A 16,253-nucleotide genomic window follows, 5' to 3' on the forward strand; every position below is an offset into this window, starting at 1 on the left:
ACTGTCGGCTCGAAGTCAGAGTTAGGCGGATTCTCGGCTGACGACGCAGTCCGCAAGGTCCGCCGAGCGGCTCCCGACCATGGTTGCCAGCCGCGATGCGAAGCCGGTTGGTGCAGAACCAGTCTCAAAGGCTTTCGACCATGCGACCGGCAAATGTCAGATGGTCCGCGCCGATCGAAGTGATCCTGATATGGCACCGCCCACCGTCGTCGGTCTCCAGCATCAGATCGCCTTGAAGGTCGGCAAGAGCCAATATGTTGGGGTCGCAGATGAGCTTGCCAGATCTCTCTTTCGACATGTCACAGACCAGCTCCGCACGCTGTCCTGTCTTCGTGATTAGACGAGCCATGGCTCAAAATCCTTCTGCGCGAGGCTGAAAGCCGCATGGGCATCGGAATGATGAGCTGCCAACTCCGGCAGGTCCCTAGACGGCCCGCGCGGGCGTCGAGACTCCAATATGGCTACTGAAACCACGATCGACAGAGCGTGGTAAAATAAAAATCAGCAAGGTGTCTGAAAAAACAAAATAATAATTCACGATATCAGCGCTTTAAAACGATTCTTGATAAGAAAAAATTCTATGAGAACAATTCTCGGCGCGAATTTTAAAATGAATCTTACTTTATGGCTTGTTTCAGGCTGAATTTGTCCCATATCCACATCACGAGCCCACGGCAATGAAATCGCTGATTGCGAGCGACGGGCTGCTGCCTGGAGCGCCTTACCGTGTCGTCAGAAATCTCTGACGCTTCAGGGGCGCACCTTAGGAAGGAAGCCGTCGTGACCAGTCGCACCACGCAGATCTCCGTCCATTTTTCGTCTCCGTTTCTGCTGCCCGGTTTCGAGGCACCTCTGCCCGCCGGGGAGTGCCCGGTCGACTACGACGAGGAATCAATCGAGAGCGCTTTCAGGCTCGCCTGGCGACGTGTCGGCGGCTTTGTCCATTCGCGGGCTATCGGAGCGGCCGGGTCTTTGCATCAGATGGTTCCGGTCGAGCCGGCTCAGCTCGCAGCGGCCCTTGAAAACCACCAGCAGCTGCCTTGACCGCCAGGACTTGAGAGCCGCGGGCAGGAGCCCGGTCGCTCTCGCAGAGGCAAAGCCGCTACCGGCGCTGCCTTTGACGACATCCATACCTTGCCGGCCCCGCCGCAGCACCGTTCGACAATCCGGTCGAACTGTCGAAGCCCGGCGACTTTGGAGTTCGCCATGGCTCTCGAATTGGTTCGCTTGCAGGCCGTTCCGAAACCCTGGGGCTCACGTGATCTCCAGCCCTGGAGCGGGGTCGATCATCATGGCGCCGCCATCGGCGAAATCTGGTTGCAGCGCCTCGATCCTGCTCTTGATCCCGCCTTGCTATTCAAGCTGCTGTTCACGAGCGAAGCTCTCTCGATCCAGGTGCATCCCGATGACGACGCTGCCCACGCCATGGGGCTTGCACGCGGCAAGACCGAAGCCTGGTACGTGCTCGCCGCCGAGCCCGGCGCCACGGTGGCAGTCGGCCTGAAGTCGTCACTCTCACAGGCACAGCTGCGAGCCGCAATCGAGGACGGTTCAATCTGTCAACGCATGTCCTGGCGAACCGCCGCGGCGGGTGATGTGATCTTCGTGCCGGCAGGGACTATACACGCGATCGGCCCGGGCCTCGTGCTCGCCGAGATCCAGCAGCGCAGCGACACGACCTTCCGCCTGTTCGATTACGGTCGCGAACGCGAGCTTCATATCGAGCCCGGTGTTGCTGTCGCCCATGCCGGACCGGCCGCAGGACAGGCGCCGACGCGGCGTTTGAGCGATGCCAGGACGCTGCTCCTGGCGACCGCGTTCTTCAGCTTCGAGCGCTTCGAGCTTGCGCCGGAGTCGCTATGGAAACTCCGCGCGCAGGCCGAGACTTGGCTGCTGGTAATCGCTGGAGAGGGCCGGATCGGGCCGTGGCGCGCGCAAATGGGCGAAGGCTGGTTCGTGCAGGCTGAGACCACGCATCTCGCCGCCGGGCGAACGGGCCTGACTTGCCTCGTCGCCTATGATGCCGCCTTGCCCAGCCATGACCTTCTTCGGCCGATTGCAGTCCGAAATACGACCACCCCAGCCCACAGCACGAGTCACCGGCCGCTGCTGCCCGCCGCCGGGGCGAATACGCAGAGTCCAACCACAGAGGCACGAGCATGACCGCACTTCACCGGATCGCCTTCATCGGCAACTCGCTGCCACGCCGCTGCGGCATCGCGACCTTCACCACCGATCTACAGCAGGCGGTGGCCGCATCGGCCCCCGATCTGGTGACGTCGATCGTAGCGATGAACGATAGCGACGGTTACGACTATCCGAGTTCCGTCGGGTTCCAGATCCGCGATGACCGAATGGAGGACTATGCGCGCGCTGCCGACTTCCTGAACGAGAGCCGGTTCGACGTCGTCTCGCTGCAGCACGAATTCGGCATCTTCGGCGGCGAGGCGGGCGCGCATGTCGCCGGATTGCTGTCACGCCTGACGATGCCGGTCGTCACCACGCTTCATACCGTCCTGTCGAAGCCGAGCCAGGCGCAGCGCGGCGTCATGGAGCGCATCGTCGACGCCTCGTCCCGCGTCGTCGTCATGGCGGAGAAAGGGCGCGACATGCTGCGCACCATCTATCGGCTTCCCGCCGACAAGATCGAGGTGATCGCGCATGGCATCCCGGATTTTGCTTTCGTCGAACCGGACGAGGCCAAGGCCAGGCTCGGCTTCGCCGGCCGCTCGGTGATCCTGACCTTCGGGTTGCTCTCGCCCAACAAGGGCATCGAGGTGATGATCGATGCGATGCCGTCGATCCTGAGACGGCGGCCCGACGCCATCTATGTCGTCCTGGGGGCCACCCACCCCCATCTCGTCCGCGAGCAGGGCGAAGCCTACCGCACCGGCCTGCAGAAGCGCGTCCACGAGCTCGGCATCGAGGATCATGTCGTCTTCCTCGACCAGTTCGTCGATCGCGAGACGCTGCTCGGCTTCATCGCGATGTGCGACGTCTACGTGACGCCTTATCTCAACGAGGCGCAGATGACGTCGGGCACTCTGGCCTACAGCTTCGGGCTCGGAAAAGCGGTCGTCTCGACGCCGTATTGGCATGCCCAGGAACTGCTCGCCGATGGCCGAGGCGTGCTGGTGCCGTTCAGCGACGTCGTCGCGACCGGAAACGAGATCGCAGGATTGCTGACCGACACGACCAGGCGACAGGCCATGCGCCGGCGCGCCTATGCCTGCAGCCGCTCCATGACCTGGGAGCAGACCGCAAAGCGCTATCTCGCCACATTCGAGTCGGCGCGGCGTACCCGTTTGCTGAACGTGATTGCCGGGACAGCGCAGATAAGACCACCCCTTCAGCCATCCGCACCACCGGAGCTGCGGACGGACCATCTCCATTGCATGTGCGACGACACTGGCCTCTTCCAGCACGCCGTCCACTCTGTGCCGGACCGCGCGCATGGCTACTGCGTCGACGACAATGCCCGGGCGCTGCTTCTGTCCTGCCTTCTCGGCAGCGCCGGCGAGCAGCACCTGTCCGAGCCTCTGGCAGCGCGGTTCGCCTCTTTCGTCCAGCATGCCTGGAATCCGCAGGCGCGGCGCTTCCGCAACTTCATGAGCTTCGATCGACGCTGGCTCGAGGAGGTCGGCTCGGAGGACAGCCATGGCCGGACGCTCTGGGCTCTCGGCGAATGCGCCCGCAGCGACACCAGCCCGTCACGGCGGCGCTGGGCCGCCGCGCTGTTCGCCGAGGCCCTGCCCACGGTCGAGAGCTTCAGCTCGCCCCGTGCCTGGGGGTTCGCCTTGCTCGGCCTGGACGCCTACTGCACCGCGGTCGCGGCGCCGTCGTCCACCGTCCAGCTGCGCTCCCTGCTGGCGGACCGTCTGTTCGCCCTGCTGTCGACGGTCGAGACGCCGGACTGGGTCTGGTTCGAGGAAGGTCTCTCCTATGACAATGCCCGATTGCCGCAGGCTTTGATCGCCACCGGGCGTTCGATGCAGGTCCCCGCCTATGTCGAGGCCGGCCTGCGCTCGCTGCGCTGGCTGGTCGGGGTGCAGAGCACGCCTGCAGGGCTTTTCCGGCCGGTGGGCTCGGAGAGCTTCGGCGACAGGCTCAGCCCGCCGAAGGCGTTCGACCAGCAGCCCCTGGAGGCCACGGCGACCATCTCGGCCTGCCTTGCCGCCTGGCGCGCCGATGGCGACACGCAATGGCGGGCGGAGGCGATGCGCGCTTTCGCCTGGTTCATGGGAGACAATGATCTGTCGACCCCGCTGGTCGATCTGGAAACCGGCGCCTGCCGCGACGGCCTGCACCGTGACCGGCCCAATGAGAACCGCGGCGGCGAATCCGTGGTATCCTACCTCCTCAGCCTCGCCGAAATTCGCCAGCTCTCCCGCATGACCGGGGACCGCCCGAAACTGGCGCCGCTTCGGGTCCTGCACGCCTGAGCCTTTGGCGATCCGCCCAAACTGAATTGAGGCCGCTTTGCCGCTAGCCACCTTCCTGAACCGGCAGGCCTTGCATCTGCACCCTGATCCCGCCCGGGTCGTGGTGCGCCGCTTCGGACCTTCGCCCGATCCACGCGACATGAACCCCAGGGACAAACTCCGGGCGAACCACATCGTCGCGCGCGTGATGGGAATTGGCCAAGCAGCGGCGGCCAGCCAACTCGCCGAGGTGTTGGAGAACTTCAACGGCCGGCACCGGAACCTGCTGGAACGCTTCGAGGCACGCGCCGACGAAATGGAGGAGGTATTCACGGCGCACGGCGAATTTACCAAGACGCAACGCCAACTGATCGGATCCTATTTCCTGCACGAGTATTCGTTCGAGGCCGCGGCGCTCTTCAACCCGAGCATCGTCTCGCACCCCGACCAGTCCGGCGCTCCGCCTGGTGGACGTCGCTTCATTCTAAGCGTGCGCGCCGTCGGCGAAGGGCATATCTCATCCCTGACCTTCCGCTCCGGCACAATCGCTGCCGACGGCTGTTTGAGCGTCGATCCGACCTCGCGCCTCGCGACGATTGCTACCTTCCGCAACCGCATGGTCCGTCTCGATGGCGACGACGTCGAAGTGGTCTTCAACTCAGACGGCGACATCAGCGAGCGGGTAATCTTCCCCATCACGGCGTCGCAGTCGAACGGGATCGAGGATGCCCGCTTCGTCGAATTCGACGAGGACGGGCGAACCTTGTTCCGCGCGACCTACACGGCCTATGATGGCAGGGGGATACGCTCCGAGCTGATCGAGACCACCGACTTCCTGTCGTTCCGGATGTCGCCGCTGCGAGGCAGTGCGGCGGTGAACAAGGGTATGGCGCTGTTCCCTCGCAGGATCGACGGCCGCTACGCCATGATTGCGCGGCAGGACAACGAGAACCTCTATCTCGTCTATTCGGACGACTTGATGAACTGGGACGGCGGAGTCGCTATCCTGAAACCGCAATACCCCTGGGAGTTCATTCAGATCGGGACCTGCGGCTCGCCGATCGAGCTCGACGAGGGCTGGCTGCTGTTCACCCATGGCGTAGGACCGGTGCGACGCTATGCGATCGGCGCCGTTCTCCTCGATAAGCGTGACCCGTCGAAAGTGCTTGCGCGATCACGCGAGCCCCTGGTCCGGCCGGAACCGTCCGAGCGCGAGGGCTACGTCCCCAACGTCGTCTACACCTGCGGAGCGATGCGCCATCGGGACCAGATCGTCCTGCCTTACGCGGTCTCCGATACCTACTGCAACTTTGCGACGATCAGGATCGAGGCACTGCTGCAGGCCCTGAGCCCAATCACCGCGGATGAGACGCACGATTTGCGGCAGGACGCCCCTCCCTGAAAGGAACATAAAAATGACCCAGCATGAAGCAGTGACCCAACGCTCGATCGAGCCGGGAGACGTGGTCCGGCTTTCCTTCGGCTTCGCTGATCGATCCGGTGCCGGCGAGTATGAGGTTGTTCGGATCATGCCGACGCGCGCGAACGGCGAGCGCGAGTACCGTGTTCGCGGAGCCGACGGCCATGAACGGGCTATCGGGCATGATCAAATCGTTTCGGACAGCTTCGGGGCCGTGCTCAGCCCCGTCGGGCGACGAGCGCTACAGTATTGATTTCATTCCGCAAGCCGACACCCTCCGGAGAAGGCAGATGGTCAAAAACTCGAAATCCCGCGCGGCTGCAGAGGCCGCGTTCCTGAGGACACAAACCCAATCCTTGTCGCGCAATCGCGTAGTTTCTGAAACGGAGAGCATCAACCATGCGCGCGACGCCAACACGGCCCGCTTGAAAGCGCTGCGACTGCAGAAGGAAGCGGCCGAGCGTGCCGCTGCAGAGTCAGCGTCGCCTATGATCAAGCGCAATCGGATTGTTTGACTGGCGCTACGTCGATTTGGGAGCACGCGACCAAAAGACCATGGACTGGCTAAAGTCTGCACCTTGAGCCTGTGGGATCGCGGCATCGACCGACGGAGTTCGCTTGGACATCGACGTCACACAAAATCCGAATGGAACGGACTGGTTTCTGACCGATCTGCTCGGTCGTGACATGGGCTATGTCGAGGACAGCGGGGCGGGCCAGTTTACGGTCTATCCGGCAGGTCACGCACTACAAACGATGGAGAACATGCGGCGGGGCCCCTTCAACTCCCTCGATGACGCGCTGGCCGAGATCGAACGCTTTACGCGGGGGACCTGCCGGCGACTGTGTGCAGATGAAAGATCTGGTGGGAGTGACTGAGCAAGGCCAATCGGCCCGGCCTCGGCGCGGATCAAACCGACTTCGCGCCAGCCCCCCTGACGCGTCGCTTGAGCGGCGTGCCATCCGGAAGGTCGATCAACGTTGCTTTTCGCGAAGCCTTGACCTGATCGGAGATCGGAAGCCCCGAAAGCGCTTCATCAATATGGCGCCCTGCCACCGATCGCGCCTTCCGCTGTTGCCGCTTCCTGACGATGTTGCTCGGCGCGTCTACGGGGAGCGACAGCTCCATGTCATGGTCTACGTGCGAGCCGTCCGCGGCCTCGGACTGATTGGCAGGCAGTGTCGGTGGAATGGTCCTGGAACTGATCATGACGAGCCAACCATTGCCCGAGTCGTTTTGTTCCGACCTGCGGCAATAGGCCCAGAGTCGGGCTCGTTCCGGGATAAGCGACGGGCCTTTCGAGTTCCTACCGCCGGCTCTCCTGCATCGAGCCGGCATGGGGGGACGCAGCAATGACCGCACCCTGGTGGCCGAGCGGCGTGATCTACCAGATCTATCCGCGCTCGTTCCAGGACAGCAACGGCGATGGGATCGGCGACCTCCCGGGTATCACGCGGCGGCTGGGCTATCTCGCCGAGCTCGGCGTCGATGCGATCTGGGTTTCGCCGATCTATCCCTCGCCGATGGCCGATTTCGGCTACGATGTTTCCGACTATTGCGACGTCGATCTGCGCTTCGGCACCCGCACCGATTTCGACGACTTGCTCGCGCAGGCCCATGCGCGTGGGCTCAAGGTCCTGCTCGATTTCGTGCCGAACCATACTTCCGACCAGCATCCCTGGTTTGTCGAAAGCCGCTCCTCGCGCTGCAATCCGAAACGGGATTGGTATCTCTGGCGCGATCCGGCCCCCGGAGGCGGACCGCCCAACAATTGGATCAGCGATTTCGGCGGATCGGCCTGGGAATGGGACGAGGCCAGCGGCCAGTACTACTACCATGCGTTCCTGAAGCAGCAGCCGGACCTGAACTGGCGCAACCCGGGCGCGCAGGCGGCAATGCACGACATCATGCGCTTCTGGCTCGACCGCGGCGTCGATGGCTTCCGTATCGACGTGCTCTGGCACCTGATCAAGGCGGCCGATTTCCCGGACAATCCGCCGAACCCGGCCTACACATCAGCGCTCGGCGAGATGGATCGCCTGCTCCAGCTGCATTCGACCGACCAGCCCGAGGTCCATGACATCGCAGCCGGCCTGCGTGCCTGTGCGGATGAGTATCAGCGCGTGGGACAGGGCGAACGCCTGCTGATCGGGGAAATCTATCTGCCGGTCGAGCGGTTGATGCGCTATTACGGCGAGGGTCGACCCGGTGTGCATCTGCCCGGCAATTTCCAGTTGATCGCGGCGCCCTGGCAGGCACGGGCGCTGGCCGCGCTCATCGCCGCCTACGAGGCGGCTCTGCCGCCCGGCGGGTGGCCGAACTGGGTGCTCGGCAATCATGACCGCCCGCGCGTCGCGACCAGGCTTGGGGAAAGCCAGGCGCGGGTGGCGGCGATGTTGCTACTGACCCTGCGCGGCACGCCTACCCTCTATTACGGCGACGAACTCGGCCTGAGCGATGTGCCGATCCCGGCCGATCGGGTCCAGGATCCGCGCGAGCTGCGCCAGTACGGCAAGGGCCTGGGGCGCGATCCGGTCCGCACGCCGATGCCTTGGGACGACAGCGCGCATGCCGGCTTCAGCACCGCGCCCCCCTGGCTGCCGCTCAACGCCGACTGGCCAGCCCGGAACGTGGAGCGCCAATCGGCCGAGCCTGGCTCGATGCTGGCGCTGCATCGCCGATTGCTCGCAGCCCGGCGCACCCATCCTGCACTGACCATCGGTGATTTCGCGCTGCTCGATGCCGAGGGCGACATACTCGCCTACGAGCGTCGGCATGGTGCAGAGCGGCTGATCGTGACGCTCAATCTCGGGGCGCGGCCGCAACGCCTGGAGTTGCCGGACTGGGCGCATGGTTGCCGCTCCCTTCTGTCCACGCTTGCTGATCTGACGCCTGTGCGGAACGGCGCTTTGCTCCTGCGGCCGAACGAAGGCGTGATCCTGACGCTCGTCGACTGATCAGAGGTAGGAACGAACGGATGCGTATCGCTATGCTGGCGCCGATCTCCTGGCGCACGCCGCCGCGCCATTATGGCCCCTGGGAGCTGGTGACGAGCCTGCTGACCGAGGCGTTGGTGGCACGCGGCGTCGACGTCACCCTCTTCGCCACACAGGATAGCCGCACGGCCGGCACCTTGGCCGGCATCTGCCCGGCGCCATATTCCGAGGACCCGGCGATCGACGCCAAGGTCTGGGAGCTGCTGCACGTCGCGCATGTTTTCGAGCGCGCCGGCGAGTTCGACCTGATCCACAACCAGGCCGATTTCGTGCCGCTCGCCTTCTCGCGCCTGGTCGAGACACCCGTGGTGACGACGATCCACGGCTTCTCCTCGGAGCGCATCCTGCCGACCTTCAAGGCCTATGAGGACCGGGTCCATTATGTCGCGATCAGCGCCGCCGACCGGCATCGCGATCTACGCTATGCTGCGACGATCCATCACGGCATCCAGATCGAGGAATTCCCGTTCGATCCGGTCGGGAGCGACGACCTGCTCTTCTTCGGCCGCATCCACCCCGACAAGGGCGCGGCCGAAGCGATCGCCGCCGCGCGCGCAGCCGGGCGGCGGCTGGTCATGGCCGGCATCGTCCAGGACCGCGGTTACCACGAAGCGCAGGTCGCCCCCGCGCTCGAAAGCGAGAGCGTGGTCTATCTCGGGCCAGTTGGCGGCGCCGCTCGCACGCATGCGCTCGGCTCGGCCAAGGCGCTGCTGCACCTGATCAACTTTGAGGAACCGTTCGGCTTGTCGGTCATCGAGGCGTTGGCCTGCGGCACGCCCGTTATCGCCTTCCGCCGCGGCTCGATGCCTGAACTGATCGAACACGGCGTGACCGGCTTCCTGGTCGATAGCATTGAGGAAGCAGTGGCTGCGATTGGCCGTCTTCCCGAGATCGAGCGCGCCGCCTGCCGGGCAGCTGTCGCAGCGCGCTTCACCGTAGACCACATGGCCGATCGCTATCTCGAACTGTATCGCTCCATCCTGGGATGAACCACATGCGCTCCCGGCTGACGGAAGCGCACGGGTCCCGAGGGGTGGCCGCGAAGAAACAACGTGCGCTTTCCCCAGCCCTGGCCTAGGCTGCAACCCTGCTTCGACATGACTTGCCTGGGTCCCTCCCCAAGGTAGCCGCAGCAGCAGCTAGCCGGCCGCGCTGCACCGAGCACTTGCTCGCTTCTCCTGAGTGACATCCGCGCCTGCAATCTCGCATGCGTATTTCGATAGGCGACTGCCTGCGAGACGCCCAGCTCCGGCCGGTACGACCCGAGAGATCGCGACCCGCAATCTCCGAACGAGGACGAGAACGGCATGTCAAAAGGCGAACGACGTGGGAACCGCGAGGCCAAGAAGCCAAAGCAGGACAAGCCGAAGCTTGCAGCTCCCGCCCCCAATAGTCTTGCCGCTGCGGTCGTGAAGGCCGCAGTCTCGAAGAGGAATTAGCGCTCTGAGCTCTTGGGCGGCAGTCCCTTGGGACCGAGTTCATGCGAGCGTCAGCCAACCACAGGACAGTGATGATCCGTTTCAGGACGATCGAGCCGAAGCCGGCTGCAAACACTAATAAGCCGACAATCGCCCCGACAGCCGCACCTTCCCCATCCACGCCAGCTGTTGGTGCCGCAAAGGCCACGCCGCAGCGGCCAGAAGACCGCGAGAAGCCTGTCGGCCGGCCGCCAAGGGCGAATCCCAAGTCAGACTAGAAGTCGGAAGCCGTCAAGCGATGGTAGCTCTTGCGCTTGCGGGAATAGGCTGCCCCGGCGGCCTCCCGGATGGTAGCGAGATGCCCATCGTACGCCCGCAGCATCGACGCTTCGCCCGGGCCCGCCGAAGAGTCGATGCTGCGCAACGCTGCGAGCTCGACCTCGAATGCGATCTCCAGGGCAGAATCAGAGCCCCAGAAGCATACGCAGTCCCGCGCGGTGTCATATCGTCGGATTGGATTGGGGAATTGGAGGCTCATCGGATCATCCTCGAGGATTGGCCAGTTCAGGCGTATCGTGGGTCCGCTGGGGCAGTTGTCGCGCGACGCTGAGAAGGTGCGTCGCGCAGCAAGGCGCAGGTTGGGGTGCCCCGCAACGCGCGACCGAAAGATCTCAGCTTCTTGTAATGCCGAGGGCTATCGCACAGGCCTTGGCCACATCGGAATCAGGCGAGGAGCTGCCCGGCATCGTCGCCCCCCCTCCTTTTGCGATGAAATCACCCTGTTGCCAGGAGCTGATTTTCTTGAACTCGGCGAGCTGCTCGGTCGCATTGGCCTGCTGCTGGAACTTCGCCACGCAGATCGGCGAGAGAGCTGCCACAAGGGCCGTGCTCGAACGCGTCCTGGCCTCTCGCTCCGCCGTGCTCTGTGTCACCCAGCCGCCCCAGGTAAAACCGATGATCGCAAGGGCAATAGCGCCGCCGACGGCGCCCCAGGCGGCCGGCTTTAGTTCTGCTGGAATTTTCATGATGTCGGACTTTCCGAACCGGAAGAAAATCTTCTGTAAAATATCATATCACGTTTTGCGTGCGGTAGATCATCATTCAATTCGATTTGCTTTCGTTGCTTTAAGAGATATCTGAGATTCAGAAGGCGCAGATCTCAAAAAGCGTAAATCCTATCTTTTCTTCGTTGTTCGCCGTCGGGCCGGCGCTTGGTATCTTAGGCTCGTCGCGGGGCAGGGGGCCGATCAGATCGAGTTGCCGGGCCGCGCCATGGATGGACAACTCGCCAGCTCCATTCGCATAGGACAGAAGTAAATTGCGCTGGCGAGCGAATGCGTGAGACCGACGGCCCCTACGGTGCTACAGATTGAGTCTCTGTTGCTTTGACCCGCATCGGGCGATGGAGGAGCCGGGGGTGGTGGCGTTGCCATCTTCGGCTCGTCTCTCTGGCTCCATGTCGTTGGTCGGGGCGTTCAGCCGCCGGCCGGTGAAGCATAGTCACAGCGAGTGTGCTCAAGCCGCCCGAATGCCCAGTTCAGTCGGTGCGGCTTTGTCTTCGCCGGCAGGCTTGATGGAACGATCAGCGAATTGGTCCTGCGCTAATCGCGTGACAGTACCGCAGCCGAAGTTGCTATCGCCATCTCATTTGGACTGAATATTCTTGCTTGGTTCAATCGAACCCAAACGAGAAGATATAGCAGCTGCATTGAAAAGCGCCCTAAATAGGCCTCTTGCCAGCCTGAGAGCGGGGCACCTCCATCAAACGCAAAGAGCCGGTGTTCCCGTCGAGCGGTGCTTCACTGAAAATTCGCGGAAGTCGACGTCCGCCACAGCGGCCAACGCCAACTCCGGCTCACTGCCCATCGCCAAAATGAACTGCCCTAAACCGGACGCTCCGAACGTCAGGAAAGGGCCACCTTCGGCTGTCGCGTAGGCGGGCGTGATATTGGCTCACAGCGTCTTCTTCCCGCTTGCGTCGAGCAGCTTGAGGAAGGCCGTCAGGTCCTTGATCTCCTGCTCGTTCTTGATGCCGACGAACACCATCTTGGTTCGACGCCGGAGCAACTTGCGCGGGATCGCGAGAAGGTGCGGTTCCACAATGACAGGATCAAGCGAATCGAGGGAGGGTATGCAAAGCGCGAGTGACTTCGTCCCCACTTAAAGTGGGCGTCCGCGGCGCTCGTCGTGTCCTGTCGCGCGCTCCACCTTGCAGTTGTGTAGCCCAATTAAACGTCGCACGCTTCACAACGCTTAATCGAGCTACACAACGCCCTGCACGACGTTCAATCGGGCTACATCGCGCGCGCAATTGGGAGCCAAATCGACTGGACTCATTGGAAAATTTGGCGTGGCAGCGCCAATAATCGGGCTGCGCCCCAGCCTTGTCGCCGGGCAAGCCGCGCCTATGCAACGGTTTCCCGGTTCAGCCTGGCCGCCTTCCCGGCCGCGGCTACGCCCCGGTGCTTTTCGCCCGTACGAAACGAGGCTCGACCGCGGCAATGTAGGCGTCCCGCGACGGCCCCAGATGCTGGCGGCAGAGCGCGACCAATTGGTCCCGATCTCCGGCCTTGATTGCTTCGATCATGCCGAAATGCTCGTCGCGCGCGCGTGACAGATGCTCCGCGCTCGCGGCGGTGATCGAACGGGCGCCATGGACCTTCTGCGCCATCGTCTGGATCAGCTCGACGAGATGAGGATTGCCGCAGGCGGCGAACAGCGCCTCGTGGAAGGCCATGTTGGCGCGGAAGGCAGCGCGTGCGTCGCCAGACGCTACGGCGGCACTGTGGGCGCCCTGAATCTCCTCGAGCCGCAAAAGCAGCTCGTCCGGTGCGGACAGTGAAATCTGTTCGGCCGCGAGCGTCTCCAGTGCCTCGCGCACCAGGTAGATCTGCCGCACCTCGACCGGATCGAGCAATTTCACGAAGGCGCCGCGGTTCGGAACCCGCTCGACGAGGCCGACGCGCTCCAGCTCGGCCAAAGCCTCGCGCACGACGTGCCGCTTCACCGCGAGCCGTTCGGCAAGCTCCTCCTCGATCAGGCGCTCGCGCGGCATGAGCCAGCCGAGAACGATTTCCTCCTCGAGCATCGCGGCAACGCCACGAACGCGCTCGGCAGTCTGGGCTTTCAGGGCGACTACGGTCATGCCAGTTTATAACTCTTCGGCATAATTGTTGACAATCCTGTTGCCAGATATTCTGCTGGCGCCATGAGCACGTCCGATAGCGATCCCCGATCGAAGCCCGCTCCACGCGGCATGCGCCGCAATCTCGCAACCTATGGCGACCCCGGCTTCTCTCTGTTTCTGCGCAAGGCCTTCATCAAGGCTGCGGGCTTCTCCGATGATGCGCTGGACCGCCCGATTGTCGGAATCACCAACACCTTCAGCGACTTCAATCCCTGCCATGGCAACGTGCCGCGGCTGATCGAGGCGGTGAAGCGCGGCGTCATGCTGGCGGGCGGCTTGCCGATGGAGTTCCCGACGATCTCCATCCACGAATCCTTCGCCAACCCGACCTCGATGTTCCTGCGCAACCTCATGGCCATCGATACCGAGGAAATGATCCGGGCACAGCCCTGCGACTCCGTCGTGCTGATCGGCGGCTGCGACAAGACAGTGCCGGCCCAGCTGATGGGCGCCGTCAGCGCCGACATTCCGGCGATCCAGTTGATCACCGGCCCGATGCTCGTCGGCCACCACAAGGGCGAGGTGCTCGGCGCCTGCACCGATTGCCGCCGCCTCTGGGGCCAGCACCGGGCGGGCCAGATCGACGAGGCCGAGATCGAAGTGCTGAGCGGCCGCCTCGCGCCCACCCAGGGCACGTGCATGGTGATGGGCACAGCGAGCACCATGGGCTGCCTGGTCGAGGCGCTCGGCATTGCCCTGCCCGGCTCGGGCACCATCCCCGCCACCCATGCCGACCGCATCCGCGCCGCCGAAGCGAGCGGGCGCGAGGCGGTCAGGCTCGCCAGCGGTGGCCCGAAGCCTAGCGATATCCTGACCGAAACCGCCTTCAGGAATGCGCTGACCGTGCTTCAGGCGATCGGCGGCTCGACCAACGGGCTCGTTCACCTGGCCGCGATCGCGCGTCGTGCGGGGCTTTCGATCGACCTCGATGAGTTCGACGCGATCGGCCGCAAGGTTCCCGTGCTGATCGACCTCAAGCCTTCCGGCGACCACTACATGGAGCACTTCCATTGGGCCGGCGGCGTACCGAAGCTGATGAAGGAGCTCGGCGACCATCTCGATCGGTCGGCCCCGACGATCGACGGACGCACCATCGGCGAAGTCGCCGACGCAGCGGAGGACGTGCCGAACCAGAGCATCATCCGCACCGCCGCGAGTCCGGTTAAGCCGACCGGTGGCATGGCCGTGCTCCGCGGCAACCTCGCTCCTGGTGGCGCGGTCATCAAGCACTCGGCCGCCTCTCCTGCCCTGCTGAAGCATACCGGGCGCGCTGTCGTCTTCGCTTCGGTCGAGGACATGGTCCGGCGGATGGACGATCCCGACCTCGACGTGAAGGCGGACGACGTGCTCGTTCTGACCAATGCCGGCCCCAAGGGGGCGCCCGGCATGCCGGAAGCGGGCTATATTCCGATCCCCAAGAAGCTGGCGCAGACCGGCGTCAAGGACATGGTCCGGATCTCGGATGCGCGCATGAGCGGCACCGCCTTCGGCACGATCGTCCTGCATATCACGCCGGAATCGGCCGTCGGCGGCCCGCTCGGGCTCGTCCGCGATGGGGACATGATCCGCCTCGACGTCGAGGCGCGCGAGATCGCGCTCCTGGTCGAGGATGCCGAGCTCGAGCGGCGCAAGGCCGAATGGCAGCCGCCGGCGCATCTCTCCGAGGCCACGCGTGGCTATCGCCACCTCTATCTGACGACCGTCCTGCAGGCCGACGAGGGCTGCGATTTCGATTTCTGCTGATCGGCCGCCCCGGCCCAAAAGTTCCCGACGAGGCTGGAGCCAACCAGTCCGCGTGACCCTTCCGGAGGATACCCCATGCTCGACCGTCGCCACCTGATCGGCGCGCTCGCCGGCCTTTCGCTGGCTCTTCCTGCTACGGCTTTCGCGCAGGCCTATCCGCAGAAGCCGATCACACTGATCGTGCCCTATGCGCCTGGAGGCGCCACCGACATCATCGGCCGCGTCGTTGCAGAGGAGCTGTCGAACAGCCTCGGCCAGCGTGTCGTCGTGGAAAACCGGGCCGGTGCCGGCGGCAATGTCGGGGCACAGGCCGCCGCGCGTGCCACGCCCGATGGCTACACCCTGATGCTCGGTGCGCTGACCAGCCACTCGATCAACATGAGTTTTCAGGCCAAGCCGGGTTTTGATCTGAAGAAGGATTTCGTACCCGTCGGGCTCGCCGGCAATGTCGGGCTCGCTTTGGTCGTCCATCCTTCGGTACAGGCCAAGACCGTGCCCGAACTGGTCGCACTCATCAAAGCCAATCCGTCCGACTTCTCCTACGCCTCTTCGGGCCAGGGTTCGCCCCAGCATCTTTCGGGCGAACTCTTCAACTTGAAGGCAGGTACCAAGATGCCGGTCGTGCCTTATCGCGGCTCGGGGCCCGCGATGACCGACATGGTCGGCGGCCAGGTCAAGATCATGTTCGATACCATCCCTGCCGTCCTCCAGCATGTGAAGGCAGGCTCCCTGCGCGCCATTGCGACGACCGGCCGGAAGACCTCGCCCTTCATGCCGGAAACGCCGACCGCGATCTCGCAGGGGCTGGACGGTTTCGAGGTCTCGTCCTGGTTCGGCCTGCTCGCCCCGACAGGCACGCCGCAACCGGTTCTGGACAAGTTGAACGCCGAGTTGAACAAGGCGCTGCAGAGCACGAAGGTGAAGGAAGCGCTCGCGCTGCAGGGCGTCGACCCGAAGCCGAGCACGCCGGGCGAGGCGTCGAAGCTGATCGAAAGCGAGATCACGAAATGGGCCGATCTCATCAAGGCAAGCGGCATCAAGCCCGAGTGACGAGCGCGGGGCGCAAC

The 16,253-nt window shown here is 63.9% G+C and carries 16 protein-coding genes; 11 read left to right on the plus strand and 5 right to left on the minus strand.

The features are described 5' to 3' along the window. Positions 1-124: 124 nt before the first annotated feature. A complete protein-coding gene (locus DK26_RS05605) occupies positions 125-349 on the minus strand; it encodes a hypothetical protein (protein ID WP_066469229.1) in 225 nt (74 codons plus the stop codon). A 431-nt stretch (positions 350-780) separates the two neighbouring features. Between DK26_RS05605 and DK26_RS05610 the strand changes: the two genes are divergently transcribed. The 7 genes from DK26_RS05610 to DK26_RS28430 all read left to right on the plus strand — a co-directional run bounded on the left by DK26_RS05610 (position 781) and on the right by DK26_RS28430 (position 6,720). Continuing rightward, on the plus strand, positions 781-1,044 hold the full coding sequence (locus tag DK26_RS05610; RefSeq protein WP_066469230.1) for a hypothetical protein: 264 nt from the start codon (positions 781-783) through the stop codon (positions 1,042-1,044). A 162-nt stretch (positions 1,045-1,206) separates the two neighbouring features. After that, the gene (locus tag DK26_RS05615; RefSeq protein ID WP_083533057.1) at positions 1,207-2,163 is read left to right on the plus strand and encodes a class I mannose-6-phosphate isomerase; all 957 of its coding nucleotides are present in this window, start codon (positions 1,207-1,209) and stop codon (positions 2,161-2,163) included. Further along, complete coding sequence (locus DK26_RS05620) at positions 2,160-4,442, plus strand: glycosyltransferase family 4 protein (protein ID WP_066469232.1); 2,283 nt, start codon at positions 2,160-2,162, stop codon at positions 4,440-4,442. The genes DK26_RS05615 and DK26_RS05620 overlap by 4 nt, the downstream gene beginning before the upstream one ends. Before the next feature lie 37 nt (positions 4,443-4,479). Continuing rightward, entirely contained in the window at positions 4,480-5,823 is a 1,344-nt protein-coding gene (locus DK26_RS05625; RefSeq protein ID WP_066469233.1) for a glycoside hydrolase family 130 protein, read from the plus strand. 13 nt (positions 5,824-5,836) lie between these two features. Next, the gene (locus DK26_RS05630) at positions 5,837-6,094 is read left to right on the plus strand and encodes a hypothetical protein (protein WP_066469235.1); all 258 of its coding nucleotides are present in this window, start codon (positions 5,837-5,839) and stop codon (positions 6,092-6,094) included. Positions 6,095-6,131: 37 nt separating this feature from the next. Further along, a complete protein-coding gene (locus DK26_RS28425) occupies positions 6,132-6,356 on the plus strand; it encodes a hypothetical protein (protein ID WP_083532984.1) in 225 nt (74 codons plus the stop codon). 103 nt (positions 6,357-6,459) lie between these two features. Further along, positions 6,460-6,720, plus strand: coding sequence for a hypothetical protein (locus DK26_RS28430; RefSeq protein ID WP_083532985.1), 261 nt, complete (start codon positions 6,460-6,462; stop codon positions 6,718-6,720). Positions 6,721-6,751: 31 nt separating this feature from the next. Here the strand turns inward: DK26_RS28430 and DK26_RS05635 are convergent, their stop codons facing one another. Continuing rightward, positions 6,752-7,051: a hypothetical protein gene (locus tag DK26_RS05635; protein ID WP_066469236.1), complete on the minus strand. Its 300-nt coding sequence runs from the start codon at positions 7,049-7,051 to the stop codon at positions 6,752-6,754. 143 nt (positions 7,052-7,194) lie between these two features. Between DK26_RS05635 and DK26_RS05640 the strand changes: the two genes are divergently transcribed. Both DK26_RS05640 and DK26_RS05645 read left to right on the plus strand, forming a co-directional pair. After that, positions 7,195-8,799 carry an alpha-amylase family glycosyl hydrolase gene (locus DK26_RS05640; RefSeq protein WP_066469237.1) on the plus strand — a complete coding sequence of 535 codons (1,605 nt, stop codon included), beginning with the start codon at positions 7,195-7,197 and terminating at the stop codon, positions 8,797-8,799. A gap of 20 nt (positions 8,800-8,819) precedes the next feature. Then, complete coding sequence (locus DK26_RS05645; protein ID WP_066469238.1) at positions 8,820-9,827, plus strand: glycosyltransferase family 4 protein; 1,008 nt, start codon at positions 8,820-8,822, stop codon at positions 9,825-9,827. A 703-nt stretch (positions 9,828-10,530) separates the two neighbouring features. Here the strand turns inward: DK26_RS05645 and DK26_RS05650 are convergent. From DK26_RS05650 to DK26_RS05660, 3 genes are all read right to left on the minus strand, one after another. Continuing rightward, on the minus strand, positions 10,531-10,794 hold the full coding sequence (locus DK26_RS05650) for a DUF1488 domain-containing protein (RefSeq protein ID WP_066469240.1): 264 nt from the start codon (positions 10,792-10,794) through the stop codon (positions 10,531-10,533). Positions 10,795-10,927: 133 nt separating this feature from the next. Further along, complete coding sequence (locus tag DK26_RS05655; protein WP_066469242.1) at positions 10,928-11,281, minus strand: hypothetical protein; 354 nt, start codon at positions 11,279-11,281, stop codon at positions 10,928-10,930. A gap of 1,427 nt (positions 11,282-12,708) precedes the next feature. Further along, the gene (locus DK26_RS05660) at positions 12,709-13,401 is read right to left on the minus strand and encodes a GntR family transcriptional regulator (protein ID WP_066469243.1); all 693 of its coding nucleotides are present in this window, start codon (positions 13,399-13,401) and stop codon (positions 12,709-12,711) included. A 63-nt stretch (positions 13,402-13,464) separates the two neighbouring features. On the opposite strand from DK26_RS05660, the gene DK26_RS05665 reads away from it, so the two are divergent. Both DK26_RS05665 and DK26_RS05670 read left to right on the plus strand, forming a co-directional pair. Further along, entirely contained in the window at positions 13,465-15,186 is a 1,722-nt protein-coding gene (locus tag DK26_RS05665) for an IlvD/Edd family dehydratase (RefSeq protein WP_066469245.1), read from the plus strand. 75 nt (positions 15,187-15,261) lie between these two features. Continuing rightward, entirely contained in the window at positions 15,262-16,236 is a 975-nt protein-coding gene (locus DK26_RS05670) for a tripartite tricarboxylate transporter substrate binding protein (protein ID WP_066469247.1), read from the plus strand. The last annotated feature ends 17 nt before the right edge of the window (positions 16,237-16,253 follow it).

It is taken from the genome of Allobosea sp. WAO, assembly GCF_001509835.1.
Classification (GTDB): domain Bacteria; phylum Pseudomonadota; class Alphaproteobacteria; order Rhizobiales; family Beijerinckiaceae; genus Allobosea.

Bases quoted from the DNA above. Each gene is read 5' to 3' on its own strand.
- DK26_RS05620 (WP_066469232.1), top strand. From the start codon at position 2,160: ATGACCGCACTTCACCGGATCGCCTTCATCGGCAACTCGCTGCCACGC.
- DK26_RS05640 (WP_066469237.1), top strand. From the start codon at position 7,195: ATGACCGCACCCTGGTGGCCGAGCGGCGTGATCTACCAGATCTATCCG.
- DK26_RS05615 (WP_083533057.1), top strand. From the start codon at position 1,207: ATGGCTCTCGAATTGGTTCGCTTGCAGGCCGTTCCGAAACCCTGGGGC.
- DK26_RS05635 (WP_066469236.1), bottom strand. From the start codon at position 7,051: ATGATCAGTTCCAGGACCATTCCACCGACACTGCCTGCCAATCAGTCC.
- DK26_RS05665 (WP_066469245.1), top strand. From the start codon at position 13,465: ATGAGCACGTCCGATAGCGATCCCCGATCGAAGCCCGCTCCACGCGGC.
- DK26_RS05660 (WP_066469243.1), bottom strand. From the start codon at position 13,401: ATGACCGTAGTCGCCCTGAAAGCCCAGACTGCCGAGCGCGTTCGTGGC.
- DK26_RS05630 (WP_066469235.1), top strand. From the start codon at position 5,837: ATGACCCAGCATGAAGCAGTGACCCAACGCTCGATCGAGCCGGGAGAC.
- DK26_RS05670 (WP_066469247.1), top strand. From the start codon at position 15,262: ATGCTCGACCGTCGCCACCTGATCGGCGCGCTCGCCGGCCTTTCGCTG.
- DK26_RS05645 (WP_066469238.1), top strand. From the start codon at position 8,820: ATGCGTATCGCTATGCTGGCGCCGATCTCCTGGCGCACGCCGCCGCGC.
- DK26_RS05650 (WP_066469240.1), bottom strand. From the start codon at position 10,794: ATGAGCCTCCAATTCCCCAATCCAATCCGACGATATGACACCGCGCGG.
- DK26_RS28425 (WP_083532984.1), top strand. From the start codon at position 6,132: ATGGTCAAAAACTCGAAATCCCGCGCGGCTGCAGAGGCCGCGTTCCTG.
- DK26_RS05655 (WP_066469242.1), bottom strand. From the start codon at position 11,281: ATGAAAATTCCAGCAGAACTAAAGCCGGCCGCCTGGGGCGCCGTCGGC.
- DK26_RS05605 (WP_066469229.1), bottom strand. From the start codon at position 349: ATGGCTCGTCTAATCACGAAGACAGGACAGCGTGCGGAGCTGGTCTGT.